General features: G+C 72.8%; 10 protein-coding genes. 7 read left to right on the top strand and 3 right to left on the bottom strand.

Annotated elements, in window-relative coordinates; translation table 11 throughout:
• The first annotated feature begins 71 nt into the window (after positions 1-71).
• Positions 72-1514 (top strand): MFS transporter, encoded by a 1443-nt coding sequence (locus NQ165_RS12155; RefSeq protein ID WP_257533775.1) that lies wholly within the window; start codon positions 72-74, stop codon positions 1512-1514.
• Between the two features lie 61 nt (positions 1515-1575).
• On the opposite strand, the gene NQ165_RS12150 is transcribed toward NQ165_RS12155, so the two are convergent.
• The gene (locus tag NQ165_RS12150; RefSeq protein ID WP_257533624.1) at positions 1576-3015 is read right to left on the bottom strand and encodes a DUF6421 family protein; all 1440 of its coding nucleotides are present in this window, start codon (positions 3013-3015) and stop codon (positions 1576-1578) included.
• Positions 3016-3139: 124 nt separating this feature from the next.
• Between NQ165_RS12150 and NQ165_RS12145 the strand changes: the two genes are divergently transcribed.
• Entirely contained in the window at positions 3140-4090 is a 951-nt protein-coding gene (locus NQ165_RS12145) for a diacylglycerol kinase family protein (protein ID WP_257533623.1), read from the top strand.
• A gap of 92 nt (positions 4091-4182) precedes the next feature.
• Here NQ165_RS12145 and NQ165_RS12140 read toward each other — a convergent pair whose 3' ends face one another.
• The gene (locus NQ165_RS12140; RefSeq protein ID WP_374940946.1) at positions 4183-5676 is read right to left on the bottom strand and encodes a CoA-acylating methylmalonate-semialdehyde dehydrogenase; all 1494 of its coding nucleotides are present in this window, start codon (positions 5674-5676) and stop codon (positions 4183-4185) included.
• A gap of 599 nt (positions 5677-6275) precedes the next feature.
• On the opposite strand from NQ165_RS12140, the gene NQ165_RS12135 reads away from it, so the two are divergent.
• The 4 genes from NQ165_RS12135 to NQ165_RS12120 all read left to right on the top strand — a co-directional run bounded on the left by NQ165_RS12135 (position 6276) and on the right by NQ165_RS12120 (position 10477).
• The gene (locus tag NQ165_RS12135) at positions 6276-7436 is read left to right on the top strand and encodes a sensor histidine kinase (RefSeq protein ID WP_257533621.1); all 1161 of its coding nucleotides are present in this window, start codon (positions 6276-6278) and stop codon (positions 7434-7436) included.
• Positions 7433-8089 carry a response regulator transcription factor gene (locus NQ165_RS12130; protein ID WP_257533620.1) on the top strand — a complete coding sequence of 219 codons (657 nt, stop codon included), beginning with the start codon at positions 7433-7435 and terminating at the stop codon, positions 8087-8089. The genes NQ165_RS12135 and NQ165_RS12130 overlap by 4 nt, the downstream gene beginning before the upstream one ends.
• Before the next feature lie 112 nt (positions 8090-8201).
• A complete protein-coding gene (locus NQ165_RS12125) occupies positions 8202-9002 on the top strand; it encodes an ABC transporter ATP-binding protein (protein WP_257533619.1) in 801 nt (266 codons plus the stop codon).
• Positions 8999-10477 carry an FtsX-like permease family protein gene (locus NQ165_RS12120; protein WP_374940945.1) on the top strand — a complete coding sequence of 493 codons (1479 nt, stop codon included), beginning with the start codon at positions 8999-9001 and terminating at the stop codon, positions 10475-10477. The genes NQ165_RS12125 and NQ165_RS12120 overlap by 4 nt, the downstream gene beginning before the upstream one ends.
• A 19-nt stretch (positions 10478-10496) precedes the next feature.
• Here the strand turns inward: NQ165_RS12120 and NQ165_RS12115 are convergent, their stop codons facing one another.
• On the bottom strand, positions 10497-11042 hold the full coding sequence (locus NQ165_RS12115; protein ID WP_257533618.1) for a hypothetical protein: 546 nt from the start codon (positions 11040-11042) through the stop codon (positions 10497-10499).
• A gap of 64 nt (positions 11043-11106) precedes the next feature.
• Here NQ165_RS12115 and NQ165_RS12110 point away from each other — a divergent pair, with 64 nt between their 5' ends.
• A complete protein-coding gene (locus tag NQ165_RS12110) occupies positions 11107-13572 on the top strand; it encodes a glycoside hydrolase family 3 N-terminal domain-containing protein (RefSeq protein ID WP_257533617.1) in 2466 nt (821 codons plus the stop codon).
• The last annotated feature ends 9 nt before the right edge of the window (positions 13573-13581 follow it).

Genomic DNA, 13581 nt, shown 5'->3' with positions numbered 1-13581 from the left:
CCCCCATGGCGGAGAACGCCCTCCCGGCGGACGCAACCGGGAACGCCTCACCCCTCGCGCCGGCCGGCGGCATGCGCGTGTTCGTGCAGGTGCTGGTGAACACCGCGGTGGCGAACATCACCACCAGCTTCCTGTGGTTCGCCCTCACCTTCTGGGCGTACCTCGAGACCCGTTCCGTGCTGGCGACCGGCCTCATCGGCGGGGCGTACATGCTGCTCGTCGCGGTGTTCTCGATCCCGTTCGGCACGCTCGTCGACCGGCACCGCAAGCACCGCGTGATGGTGGTGTCGAGCCTGGTGACGCTGGCGGCGTTCATCGTGGCCGGCGTCCTGTACCTGCTCTTCCCCGAGGTCATCCTGATCGATCTCCGGCGGCCGTGGTTCTGGGTGTTCTCGGCCATCGTGCTGTTCGGCGCGGTCATCGAGAACATGCGCAACATCGCGCTGTCCACCACCGTGACGCTGCTCGTCCCCACCGAGCGCCACGCGAACGCGAACGGCCTCGTGGGCACCGTGCAGGGGCTCGCGTTCATCGTCACCAGCGTCTTCTCGGGCCTGTCGATCGGTCTGCTCGGCATGGGGTGGACGCTGGTCATCGCGATCGCGCTCACTGCCGCGGCTCTCGGGCACCTGCTGTGGGTGCGCATCCCCGAGGCGGCCCCGGCGCAGGTGGACGGGCGGGCGCCGCGCGTCGATCTGCGCGGCAGCATCGGGGCGATCTCCGCGGTGCCGGGCCTGTTCGCACTGATCATCTTCGCGACGTTCAACAATTTCATCGGCGGTGTCTACGTCGCCCTCATGGACCCGTACGGGCTCACCCTCTTCCCCGTGGAGATGTGGGGCGTCGTGCTCGGGGTCACCGCCACCGGCTTCATCGTCGGCGGCGCGGTCATCGCCCGCTGGGGCCTCGGGCGCAACCCGATGCGCACCCTGCTGCTGGCGGTCGTCGCCATGGGGGTGCTCGGGGCGGTGTTCACGATCCGGGAGTGGTGGTGGCTCTACGCCGCCGGCATCTGGGTCTACATGGCGCTCATCCCGGCGGTCGAGGCGGCGGAGCAGACGGTGATCCAGAAGGTCGTGCCCTTCCGCCGGCAGGGGAGGGTCTTCGGCTTCGCGCAGGCGCTGGAGTCGGCGGCGTCGCCCCTCACGGCCTTCCTCATCGCCCCGATCGCGCAGTTCTGGATCATCCCGTACATGGCGGGGGATGCCGGCGCCGACGCCTGGCGGTGGGTCCTCGGTGAGGGGGAGGCCCGTGGCATCGCCCTCGTCTTCCTCGCGGCCGGCGCCGTGCTCGTCGCTGCAGCGCTGCTGGCCTTCACCACCCGGTCGTACCGGCGGCTGTCGACGTACTACGCCGACGCCCCGGCGGCCGACGCCGTGGCATCCGACGCCGTGGCATCCGACGCCGTGGCATCCGCTCCCGTGGCATCCGACGCCGTGGCACCCGACACCGTGGCACCCGACACGGCCGCCGACGCGCCGGCGCCCGCCGCTGAGAAACCACCATCCGGCTGAGACACCCCGCACGGCGAGGCCCCAGGGGATAGCGATTCCCCAGCGGGCGGGCGAAGCGGCGTCAGTCCGTACCGCGGATGCCGGAGGTCGAGGCGATCACGTCGCGCATCTTCTTCTCGAGCGCCTCGTAGAACATCGACAGCGGGAACTCGTCGTCCAGCACCGCGTCGGTGTAGCCCTTCGGCGGACCCGCGAGCACCTCATGCGGCAGACCTCGCGCCCACGCCGAGGCGGGGTGCGGGGTCACGACCGAGCTGACCAGCTCGTACGCGGCGAGCCAGTGCGCCACCTTCGGCCGGTCGATCGACTGCCAGTACAGCTCGTCGATCGCCGCTCCCAGCGCCACGACCGCCGCGGGCACCTCATCCCAGTCGAAGGCGAGGGCCGTGTCGGTCCAGTGCAGCACCCCGCGCTGGTGCAGCCACGCGAACAGCAGCTGACCGCCGAGCCCGTCGTAGTTGCGCACGCGGCTGCCGGTGATCGCGAACCGGAAGATGCGGTCGAAGATCACCGCGTACTGGACCAGCCCGGCGTGCTCGAGCGTCTCGGCCTGAGCCGGGGACAAGTGCTCCCCGGCATCCACGCGCGCCTGCAGCTCCTGCTGGATGCCGACGCACTCCCGGAACGCGGTGAGGTCGCAGCGCAGCTCCTCCAGCGAGTAGAGGAAGAACGGCATCCGCTGCTTGATCATGAACGGATCGAACGGCAGGTCGCCGCGCATGTGCGTGCGGTCGTGGATGATGTCCCACATGACGAAGGTCTTCTCCGCCAGCTGCTGATCCTCCAGCAGACGGGCCGCCTCGTCCGGCAGGTCGAGCTTGGTGATCTCGGATGCCGCGCGCACCACGCGCCGGTAGCGTGCCGCCTCGCGGTCCTGGAAGATCGCGCCCCACGTGAACGGCGGAATCTCGCGCATCGCGACCGTCTCGGGGAACAGCACCGCGGAGTTCGTGTCGTACCCGGGCGTGAAGTCCACCAGCCGCAACGAGACGAACAGCCCGTTCGTGTACCGGGTCTCGAGGTCGGCGACGAATTCCGGCCAGATGACCTCCGCCAGCACGGCCTCGATGAACCGGTTGCGGGATCCGTTCTGCGTGTACATCGGGAACACGACGAGGTGGCGGATGCCGTCGACGCGGTTCCGCTGCGGCTGGAAAGCGATGAGCGAGTCGAGGAAGTCGGGCACGCCGAAGCCGCCCTCGACCCAGCGGTCGAAGTCCTCGATCACGGCGGTCAGGTACTCCGCGTCGTGCGGGAACAGCGGAGCGAGCGCGTCGATGGCGTCGGTGATCTCGGCGACGAGCCCGCGGGCGGCGGCGTGGTCGTCCGGGTCGGGGACCGACCCGTCCTGCGCCTGCAGCTGCTGCAGGGCGGTGGCGGCGGCGGCCAGCGCGCGCCACTCGGGGGAGTGCTCGACCCCGGCGGCCCGGCCGTCCTCGACGACCTCGGGTTCGCCGACGATGGACTTGCGCTCACGGGTGGTGGCGGCATCGATGGACATGGAACCTCCGATCTTCGGGGTCGGCCGGCGCGTCCGTGCGCCGGCGGCTGTCAGGGTTGGGCCAGCATATCGAGGCGCTGTCAAGTCGTCTCCTCGACTGTGCCCGGCCGGTAGCGTCGCGGCCATGCCCGACCACATCTCGCCCGCCCGTCCCGACGGCGACGGGCTTCTCCTCCTCGCCAACAGCAGCGCCGGCGAGGCGGTGCTGCGGGCCGACCCGCTGCCGGTGATCCGTGAGCGGCTGCCGCGCGCGCGGGTGCAGGAGCTGGGTCCCGACGGCGACCTCGACGACGCCGTGGCGACGGCGATGGCCGGCGACGATCGACCGCGCGTGCTGGGCGTGCTCGGCGGCGACGGGTCGGTGTCGCGCATGGCGCACCTGGCCCGGCGGCACGGCGTGCCCCTGCTGGTGGTCCCGGGTGGCACGTTCAACCACTTCGCCCGCTCCGCCGGTCTCGACGACGTGGATGCCGCGCTCGCCGCCTTCGCCGCGGGGACGCTGCGCGACGTGGTCGTCGCCGAGCTCTCGATCGACGACGGCGCACCGATCACCGTGCTCAACGCGGTGTCGCTGGGGAACTATCCGCAGTTCCTCGCCGAGCGCACCGAACGGGCGAGCCTGGGCAAGTGGCTGGGAGGGGTGGGGGCGATCATCGTCGCGCTGCGCGAGGCCCAGCCGGTGCGGGTGCGTCGGGACGGCCGCACCGCAACGGTCTGGTCGGCCTTCGTCGGGGTGGGGCGCAACGATCCCCAGCGGCACGCGATGATGCAGCGCGTGACGCTGGCGGACCCCGTGCTCGACGTGCGGCTGCACCACGCGCGCGGCTCCCGGGTGCGGGCGATGGCGTCGCTGGCATTCGGCCGCCGCACCCTGCGCGTGCTGCGGGCGCTGCGCGTGATGCCGCCGGCGACGGAGTTCGAGCGTGAGGTGGCCGACAGCTGGCGCGTGCGCGTGCAGCCGGACGGGGCGCCGGCGGTGTACGTGCACGACGGCGAGCTGGAGGAGGCGTCGCCGTCGGGCTTCACCCTCGCCGTGCGGGCCGTGCCCGACGGGCTGCGCGTCTACGCGCCCTGACCTGCGCGTCTACGCGCCCTGACCTGCGCGCGCGGCTGGGCCGGCGCGCCAACCGGGTCCGGCGGGCCGGTGCCGACCCGCCGGAGCCCCCGTCAGTCGTGCTGCGGGAACCCGAGGTTCAGGCCGCCGTGCGAGGGGTCGAGCCACCGGCTGGTGATGGCCTTCTCCGAGGTGAAGAAGTCGAAGCCGTGGGGCCCGTACGCCTTGGCGTCGCCGAACAGCGACGCCTTCCAGCCGCCGAAGGAGTGGTAGGCGACCGGCACTGGGATCGGCACGTTGATGCCGATCATCCCCACCTGCGCCTCCCGCTGGAACCGCCGCGCCGCGCCGCCGTCGTTGGTGAAGATGGCGGTGCCGTTGCCGTAGGGGCTCGCGTTGATGATCGCGAGGCCCTCTTCGTAGCCGGAGACCCGCACGACCGACAGCACCGGGCCGAAGATCTCGTCGCTGTACACCGGCGACGTCGTGGGCACGCGGTCGAGCAGAGTGGGTCCGAGCCAGAACCCGTCGGGGTCGCCGTCGGCCTCGACGTCACGGCCGTCGACGACGACGGTGGCGCCGTCGGCGGGCGCGCGCTCGATGTACGACGCGACACGGTCGCGGTGGGCGCCGGTGATGAGCGGTCCCATGTCGCAGCCGCGCAGGCCGTCGCCGGTCCGCAGCGTCGCCATGCGCTCGCGCACCTTCGACACCAGTTCGTCGGCGACCGCGTCGACGGCCAGCACGACGGACACGGCCATGCAGCGCTCGCCGGCCGAGCCGAAGCCGGCGTTGACGGCCGCGTCGGCGACGAGGTCGAGGTCGGCGTCGGGGAGCACCAGCATGTGGTTCTTCGCGCCGCCGAACGCCTGCACGCGCTTGCCGTGTCCGGTGGCGGTCTCGTAGACGTACCGGGCGATGGGGGTCGAGCCGACGAACGACACCGCCCGCACGTCCGGGTGCACGAGCAGCGCGTCGACGGCCTCCTTGTCGCCGTGCACGACGTTGAAGACGCCGTCGGGCAGGCCCGCCTCACGCATCAGGGCGGCCATCCAGTTCGCGGCGGTCGGGTCCTTCTCGCTGGGCTTGAGCACGACCGCGTTGCCCGCGGCGATGGCGACGGAGAAGAACCACAGCGGCACCATCGCGGGGAAGTTGAAGGGGCTGATGATGCCGACGACGCCGAGGCTCTGACGCAGCGTGTAGACGTCGACCCCGCCCGAGGCGTTCTCGGTGTAGGCGCCCTTGGTGAGGTGTCCGAGCCCGCAGGCGAACTCCACGACTTCCATGCCGCGGGCGATCTCGCCGTGCGCATCCGCCAGCACCTTGCCGTGCTCGCGGGTGAGGATTCGCGCCAGTTCGTCTTTGCGGGCGTGGAGAAGCTCCCGGAAGGCGAACATCACGGCGGTGCGCCGGGCGACGGAGGCGTCGCGCCAGTCCTGCCAGGCCTCGGATGCTGCGGCGACGACGGCGTCGACGTCGGCTGCGGTCGCCAGGCGCACCTGCGTGTGCACGGCGCCGCGGGCCGGGTCGTAGACGGGTGCGGTGCGCGTGGAGGCGCCCGCCCAGCTGCTGCCGGAGACCCAGTGGTCGAGGATGTCGGTCACGTCATGTCCTTTCCGGATGCCGGGGTGTGGCATCCGCGTCGGGTCGGGGCCGCGGTGGCGGCGCCGACGGCCGGCGGCACGACAGGCAGGCGTCCGGCGGAGCACGAGGCTGCGCTGCCGCCGGTGTCGGTCCTCGTCGACCGTTCTCCGGTACCGGCGATGCTAGTGGACGATGCCCCGCGGCGACCGCGCTGCTCCGGTGTCGCGTGCGCACGGTCCTCGTCCGCGGCACTCACCTTTCGTGACACTTGAGCCGCGCGGTGTCGCCGGCGAGGACGTGTGGCGGCGAGTGCCTGCCGCCCCCCTCGCGCTGCTCCGGTGTCGCGTGCGCACGGTCCTCGTCCGCGGCACTCACCATTCGTGACACTTGAGCCGCGCGGTGTTGCCGGCGAGGACGTGTGGCGGCGAGTGCCTGCCGCGCCCCGCCGCGCGCCGCTCCGGTGTCGCGTGCGCACGGTCCTCGTCCGCGGCACTCACCTTTCGTGACACTCGAGCAGCCCCGGCAGCCCCGCCCGCCCGGCCCGCCCGCCGCGGCCGGGTCGGCCGGATACATCCTGCGACGGACGCGGCGCTGCCCCACTCTCGCGTAGCGTCGAAGGGTGTTCCGCCCGCTGAAGCCCTATCAGATCGTCGTCGACGTGGTCGTGGCGGGGCTCTTCGCGCTGATGGCGCTGCCGTACGAGCTGGTCACCTCCTCGGCCGCCGCGTTCGGCACCGTGTCGGCGACGTTCCTGGTGCTGTCCATGGCGATCGCCCTCGCGCTGCGCCGGGCCTCGCCCGCCCTCGCTCTGGGGGTCGCCTGGGCCGGCGCCATTCTGCAGATGGGGTTCCTGCGCACGCCGGGGTTCGCCGACATCGCGATCTTCGCCGTGCTGTACGCGACCGCCGCCTACGGATCGCGACGGGTGTTCTGGGCCGGGCTCGCGTCGTCGATCCTCGGTGCCGTCGTCATCACCGTCTATGTGTTCGGCTTGCTGCCGGGGGTCAACATCCTCAGCTGGTCGAACCTCCCCACCGCGGTCGCCCTGCTCATCGCCGCGGCCTTCGGGCTGGGGCTGTGGTGGACCCTGGGTGCGCTGGTGCGCACCGGCATCCGCGCCCGCGAGAATCGCCAGGCGCAGCGGGCGGCGGAAGCTGAGACCGCCGCCGAGCAGGAGCGGGTGCGCATCGCCCGCGATATGCACGATGTCGTCGCCCACTCGCTGGCCGTCGTGATCGCCCAGGCCGACGGCGCCCGTTATGCCGCGGCGGCCGATCCGCAGGCCGCCACGACGGCGCTGGCGACCATCTCCACCACCGCCCGTTCGGCGCTGGCGGACGTGCGGCTGCTGCTGACGCAGCTGCGCCACAGCCAGGGGGAGGGGCCGCAGCCGACGATCGCCGACCTCGAGGAGCTCTACGCGCAGGTGCGCTCGGCGGGCGTCAACCTGCGGGTCGACGTCGACCCCGTGCCGCCCGGGGCCCCGCCCGCGGCGATCCAGCTGGCGGTCTACCGCATCCTGCAGGAGGCCCTCACCAACGCGCTGCGTCACGGTGCGGGCGGTGCGGTCACGGTGAAGCTGGCGTGGCATCCTGACCGGGTGACGATCCTCGTGGACAATCCCGCCGGCGATGCCCCCGCGACCGACGAGCCCGCGCGCGGGCACGGGCTCATCGGCATGCGCGAGCGCGCGCTGCTGGCCGGCGGCACCCTCGACGCCGGACGTGAGAACGGCGCGTTCGTCGTGCGCGCGTCCCTTCCGATCGGCGGTGCGGCGTGAGCGCCCCGGTGCGCGTCGTGCTCGTCGACGACCAGGCCCTGTTCCGCGCCGGCATCCGCATGCTCGTCGACTCCCAGCCCGACCTCGAGGTGGTCGGTGAGGCCTCCGACGGACGCGAGGCGATCGGGGTGGTGCGCGGCACCTGCCCGGATGTCGTGCTGATGGACATCCGGATGCCGGTCATGGACGGCCTCACCGCGACCGCCGCGCTGCTGGACGACCCGGTCTTCGACGGGTCGCCGCCGCGCATCGTGATGCTCACCACTTTCGACCTCGACGAGGCCGCAGCCCGGGCGATCCGGCAGGGGGCGAGCGGGTTCCTCCTGAAGGATGCCGACCCCGAGTTCCTGCTCGCGGCGATCCGCACCGTCCACGCCGGATCCGCCGTCATCGCGGCGGCGGCCACCACGCAGCTGTTCGCGCACTTCGCCGAGCCCGTGCAGGCCGTTCCGCCCCAGTTCGCCTCGCTCACCGATCGGGAGAAGGAGATCTTCGCCCTCGCCGCTCGCGGCCTCAGCAACGCCGAGATCGCCGGACGCGAGTTCCTCTCCGAGGCGACCGTGAAGACCCACATCAGTCGCATCCTCGCGAAGCTGGGACTGCGCGACCGCGTGCAGCTGGTGGTCTTCGCGTTCGAGCACGGCCTGGCCTGACGCGCCGCCCCCCGCAAGCCGCGCGGGGGAGTGCAGATCATCCTTGCGATGTACCCCGCAGCAGCCTCTGGGCGGACGCGGCCGACGGGGGTGGCTCCGTAGCGTCGATGTCATGGAGATCACCACGACAGAGCTGGGGCTCGCTGCCCGGGTGCAGGGCCTCACCAAGACCTATGGCGAGGGGAGCACCGCGGTGCGCGCCCTCGACGGCGTGAGCGTCGGCATCCGCCGCGGAGAGTTCACCGCGATCATGGGGCCGAGCGGCTCGGGCAAGTCGACGCTCATGCACATCATGGCCGGACTGGATGCCGCGACGAGCGGCCGCGCCTGGATCGGCGACACCGAGATCACCGGGCTGAGCGACCTCGAGCTGACGGTGCTGCGCCGTCGCCGCGTCGGCTTCGTCTTCCAGGCGTTCAACCTCGTGCCCACCCTCGACGCCCTCGGCAACATCCTGCTGCCGTTCGACCTCGACGGCCGGCGCCCGAGCGCGATCGAGCGGGCCCGCATCGACGGTCTCATCGACACGCTGGGCCTGGGCGCCCGCCTGGGGCACCGGCCGCACGAGCTCTCGGGCGGTCAGCAGCAGCGCGTCGCGATCGCCCGCGCCTTGGCGACGGGGCCCGACCTCGTCTTCGCCGACGAGCCCACCGGCAACCTCGACTCCCGCAGCGGGCGAGAGGTGCTGGCCCTGCTGGCCACCGCCGCGCGCAGCGCGGGCCAGTCGATCGCGATGGTCACCCACGACCCCGTCGCTGCCTCGCACGCCGACCGCGTGCTGCACCTGGCCGACGGTCGCATCGTGGCCGACAAGCCCCGGCAGACGGCGGAGGAGATCTCGGCGTTCATGCTGGCCGCCGAACTCGGCGGCGTCGGCGTGGCCGCGGACGCGGATGCCGGGGTGCGGTCGTGACCGCGTTCGCCGACGTGGCGACGGCACCGCACCCCGGTGCCGTCGAGTCGGCCCGGCGGGTGCCGGGTCGACTGGCCTGGCTGCGCGAGCGCGGCATGGGGGCGACCGTGCTGGTCTCGGGGATCTCCGCCGGGTTCGGTGTGGCGCTGCTGACGGCCACCGGCTACATCGCGACGGTGTTGCGGGCCGACCCCTTCTTCGGCGACTCCGAGACCCTGGCGGCCGTCATCGGCATCCTGAGCGTGCTGCTGGCAGGCGTGGCGGTCTACGTCGGCGCGATGGTGACGGCCAACACCTTCGCCACGATCGTGGCGGGCCGCACCCGCCGCATCGCGCTGATGCGGTTGATCGGGGCCTCGGCACGGTCGCAGCGCGCCGAAGTGGCGGGGCAGGGTCTGGTCGTCGGGGCGATCGGCGCCTTCGGGGGGCTCGCGCTCGGCACGGTCACCTGCATCCTCGTGGTGCCCCTGCTCGACCGGCTGGTCGGCATCGACAGCGGCTACGTCGTCGCGCAGCCGGCGCTGCCGCTGCCGGCGATCGCGGTGGCGCTGACGACGTGGGCGGCTGCCTGGGTCGGCTCGCGACGGGTGCTCTCGGTCACGCCGCTGCAGGCGCTGGGCGGGTCGGTCGAGGTGTCCCGTGCACAGGTCGCGGGGCGGCGTGGCCGCACCGTCACCGCGCTGGTGCTGCTGGGGGTCGGCGTGGCACTGCTGGCGCTGGGCGTCGTCGCGGGCTTCGTCACACCGCTGGGCGTGGTGATCTCGTTCTTCGGCGGGCTGCTGTCGTTCACCGGGCTGACCCTCGCGGCACCGGTGATCATGCCGCCGCTGCTGCGGCTGACCGCGCGGGCGTTCGGCCGCTCGGCGCCGGCGCGCCTGGCCGCCGAGAACGCGTTGCGCTACCCGGAGCGCTCCAGTCGCATGGCGATCGGCGTCGTGATGGGCGTGGCGCTGGTGACGATGTTCGCCGTCGCGGCGGAGTCGGTGAAGGTGCTGGTCGCGGTCTCCGCCGGCGGCGAGATCGACGCCTCGTTCGCGGGGATGCTGGACTCGTTCGCCGCGGTGATGATGGCGCTGGTGGGGGTCAGTGCCGTGATCGCGGCGGTGGGGCTGGTGAACCTGCTCACGATCGGCGTCGTGCAGCGCCGCCGGGAGCTGGGACTGCTGCGGGCGCTCGGTCTCAGCGGCGGGCAGGTGCGCCGCATGGTGCTGCTGGAGGCGGCGCACGTCACGGTGACGGCGCTGGCCTTCGGACTGCTGCTCGGCGTCGCGTACGGCTGGGTGGGGGCCCAGTCGCTGCTCGGCTCGGTGAGGATTCCGCCGGCGTGGTCGGCGCCGACGTTCATCCCCCCCGCGCTGCCGCTGCTGCCGGTGCTCGTGGTCGTGATCGCCACGGCCGTGCTGACGCTCGTCGCCGCGGTGGTGCCGACACGGCTCGCGACGCGGGTCGCCCCGGTCGCGGCGCTCGCCGACTGACCGTGAGGGTGGCGGGCGGTCAGTCCGCGGCGGCGGCGCCGTCGCCGGGCTGGGCGCCGTCACCCGGCGCGGCGGCCGGCGGGTCGTAGGCCCACGTGGGGGCGAGGGTGCGCAGCCGCGCCGCGCGCCACTGCCACACCCCCCACAGCACCGGCCACAGCAGGGGAGCGGCGGCCCCGCCGATCACCAGGCGCTCGCGCCAGAGGGTGCGGTCGGGGTCGCCGGGGGCGGGGGAGACCGCCATCTGGTGGTCCCAGGTGTCGAGTGCCGCCAGCGGACCGGTGAGCGGGATGCCGCTGTCGCGCAGCACCCGCACCGGACCGCGGGTGTCCTCGAGGCGCCGGTCGCTCACATGGATCAGCTGTTGGCCCACGGCGACGCCGGCGGCGCGCAGCGACACCGGCACGTCGGCTCCCGGTTCGAGCCGCGACGGCAGGCCCGCGGCATCCATGGGGTGCATCTCGAGGAGCGGGCCGTAGAGCTCGGCGACCGCCCGCGGCGAGTGCAGAGCACGCCAGGCGGCATCGGCATCGCAGTCCAGAACCAGCTTCAGCAGAATCCGCATCCACGCAGTCTTCCACGCGGTAGTGTGGGAGCGCTCCCACGTTGCTCACTCTCAAGGACGACCGATGACCACGAATCCCGCCACCGAGTCCGGCGACCGCTCCCACGCGCGCCCGCCCGTCGAGTCCGTCGCGCAGATCTCCGCGCTGCTGCTCGACACCGACCCGAGCCTCGACCCGCAGCTGGCCGGCGTCGCACGCCAGGCCGCCGCCGAAGGCGCCGTGCTGCTGCGCAACGACGGCGTGCTGCCGCTGGGCACCGAGCGCCCCGTTGCGGTGTTCGGCCGGGTGCAGATCGACTGGTTCGCGGTGGGCTACGGCTCGGGCGGCGACGTGAAGGTGCCCTACATCTGGAACCTGCTGGCGGGACTGCGCGATGCCGGTGTGCAGGTCGATGGCGAGATCGCCGACGTCTACACGGCGTGGACCTCCGCGAACCGTCCTTCTTACGACGGCACGTGGGGGCAGTGGCCGCACCACTTCCCCGAGATGCCGCTCGACGCCGGGCTCGTGACGGCCGCCGCCTCTCGCGCGGGCACGGCCGTCGTCGTCATCGGCCGGGCCGCCGGCGAGGCGCGCGAGAGCGTGCTCGAGCCGGGCAGCTTCTACCTCACCGACGACGAGCGGGCCATGCTCGACCTCGTCACCGGTGCGTTCGAGCGCACCGTCGTGGTCCTCGACGCGGGCAACGTCATGGACCTGTCGTGGCTCGACACCTACGGCGAGCGCATCGGCGCCGTGCTCTACGCCTGGCAAGGCGGCATGGAGGGCGCCCGCGCGATCGCGTCGCTGCTGGCAGGCGACATCGCGCCGAGCGGCAAGCTGACCGACACTATCGCGCACACCTACGCCGACTACCCCAGCGCCCCCAACTTCGGCGGCCTCGACGCCAACGTCTACGCCGAGGACGTCTTCGTCGGCTACCGCTACTTCGAGACGTTCGCCCCCGAGCGGGTGCAGTTCCCGTTCGGCTTCGGGTTGGGCTACGCCGCCTTCGAGGTCACCGTGGTCGAGGCGGGGTCGGAGGGCGGCACGGTGCGGCTGGCCGTCGAGGTGCGCAACACCGACGCGGTGCACAGCGGCAAGGAGACGGTGCAGGCCTACCTCGCCGCTCCCGACGGCGCGCTGGGCAAGCCCGCTCGGGCACTGGCGGCGTTCGCCAAGACGCGGCTGCTGGCACCGGGGGAGTCCGAGCGGCTGACGCTGGAGTTCCGCCTGTCCGACCTCGCCTCCTACGACGACTCCGGGGTCACCGGCAACCGCAGCGCCTTCGTGCTGGAGCCCGGGGATTACGTCGTGCACGTCGGCACCGACGTGCGCTCGGCGCGCCCGGCGCTGACGGTGACCCTCGACGCCCTCGAGGTGGTCCGGCAGGTCACCGAGGCCGCCGCCGCGCAGACCCTGTTCCCGCGCATGACGCTCGCTCGCGACGCCGACGGCACCGCCGTCGTGGCGTGGGAGGACGTGCCCCTGGCCACCGTCGACCGCCGCGAGCGGGTGCTGGCCGGCCTTCCCGCCGAGATCCCCGCCACCGGCGACCGCGGCATCGTGCTCGACGACGTCGCGGCCGGCCGTGCGAGCCTGGATGAGTTCGTCGCCCAGTTGTCCGCTGAGGAGCTGGCGCTGCTCGCACGCGGTGACGTCACGATGCACAGCCCGCTCGGCGCCCCCGGCAACGCCGGCGTGCTGGGCGGCGTCTCGCCGTCGCTGCGTGCCAAGGGCGTGCCGCCGGTGACCACCACGGACGGCCCCAGCGGCCTGCGGCTGTCGGCCTATGCCTCGCTGCTGCCCTCCGGGACGGCGCTGGCGTCGACGTGGAACACCGCGCTCGTGGCGGAGATGGCGGCCCTCCACGGCCAGGAGATGCTGCGCAAGGGCTCGGACGTGCTGCTGAGCCCGGGCATGAACATCCACCGCGACCCGCTGTGCGGCCGCAACTTCGAGTACTTCTCCGAGGACCCCCTGGTGACCGGTCGCTTCGGCGCCGCCATCGTGCAGGGCGTGCAGTCGGTGGGGGTGTCCGCGTGCCCGAAGCACTTCGCCGCCAACAACCAGGAGACCAACCGCACCCGCAACGACTCCCGCGTCTCCGAGCGCGCCCTGCGGGAGATCTACCTGCGCGGGTTCGAGCTCTGCGTGGCCGAGGCCGCTCCCCGCACGATCATGACCTCGTACAACCAGGTCAACGGCGTCTGGGCGCACTACCACTACGACCTCGTCACGACCATCCTGCGCGGGGAGTGGGGCTACGCCGGCTGCGTCATCACCGACTGGTGGATGGAGGATGCCGTCGACCCCGACTTCCCCGATCTCGCCGACAACGCCTACCGCGTGCGCGCCCAGGTCGATGTGCTCATGCCGGGCGGTGTGAAGACCGAGGCGGGGCCCGCGGACTACGCCGACGACACGATCCTCGAGTCGCTGGCGCGGCCCGACGGCATCACGCTGGGCGAGCTGCAGCGCGGCGCCCGCAACGTGCTCGGGCTGGCGCTGGCCCTGCGGCCGGTGATCGCCGCTCGCGCCGACGCGTAGCCTGGATCG

Origin of the sequence: Microbacterium sp. zg.Y1084, from assembly GCF_024623595.1 — a bacterium.
GTDB classification, from domain to species: domain Bacteria; phylum Actinomycetota; class Actinomycetes; order Actinomycetales; family Microbacteriaceae; genus Microbacterium; species Microbacterium wangruii.
The sequence above is the reverse complement of the archived record's forward strand: the minus strand, read 5'-3'. Positions and strand labels throughout refer to the sequence as shown.

Coding starts and splice junctions, on each gene's coding strand:
- NQ165_RS12110 (WP_257533617.1), top strand. CDS start 11,107: ATGACCACGAATCCCGCCACCGAGTCCGGCGACCGCTCCCACGCGCGC.
- NQ165_RS12125 (WP_257533619.1), top strand. CDS start 8,202: ATGGAGATCACCACGACAGAGCTGGGGCTCGCTGCCCGGGTGCAGGGC.
- NQ165_RS12115 (WP_257533618.1), bottom strand. CDS start 11,042: ATGCGGATTCTGCTGAAGCTGGTTCTGGACTGCGATGCCGATGCCGCC.
- NQ165_RS12145 (WP_257533623.1), top strand. CDS start 3,140: ATGCCCGACCACATCTCGCCCGCCCGTCCCGACGGCGACGGGCTTCTC.
- NQ165_RS12150 (WP_257533624.1), bottom strand. CDS start 3,015: ATGTCCATCGATGCCGCCACCACCCGTGAGCGCAAGTCCATCGTCGGC.
- NQ165_RS12155 (WP_257533775.1), top strand. CDS start 72: ATGCGCGTGTTCGTGCAGGTGCTGGTGAACACCGCGGTGGCGAACATC.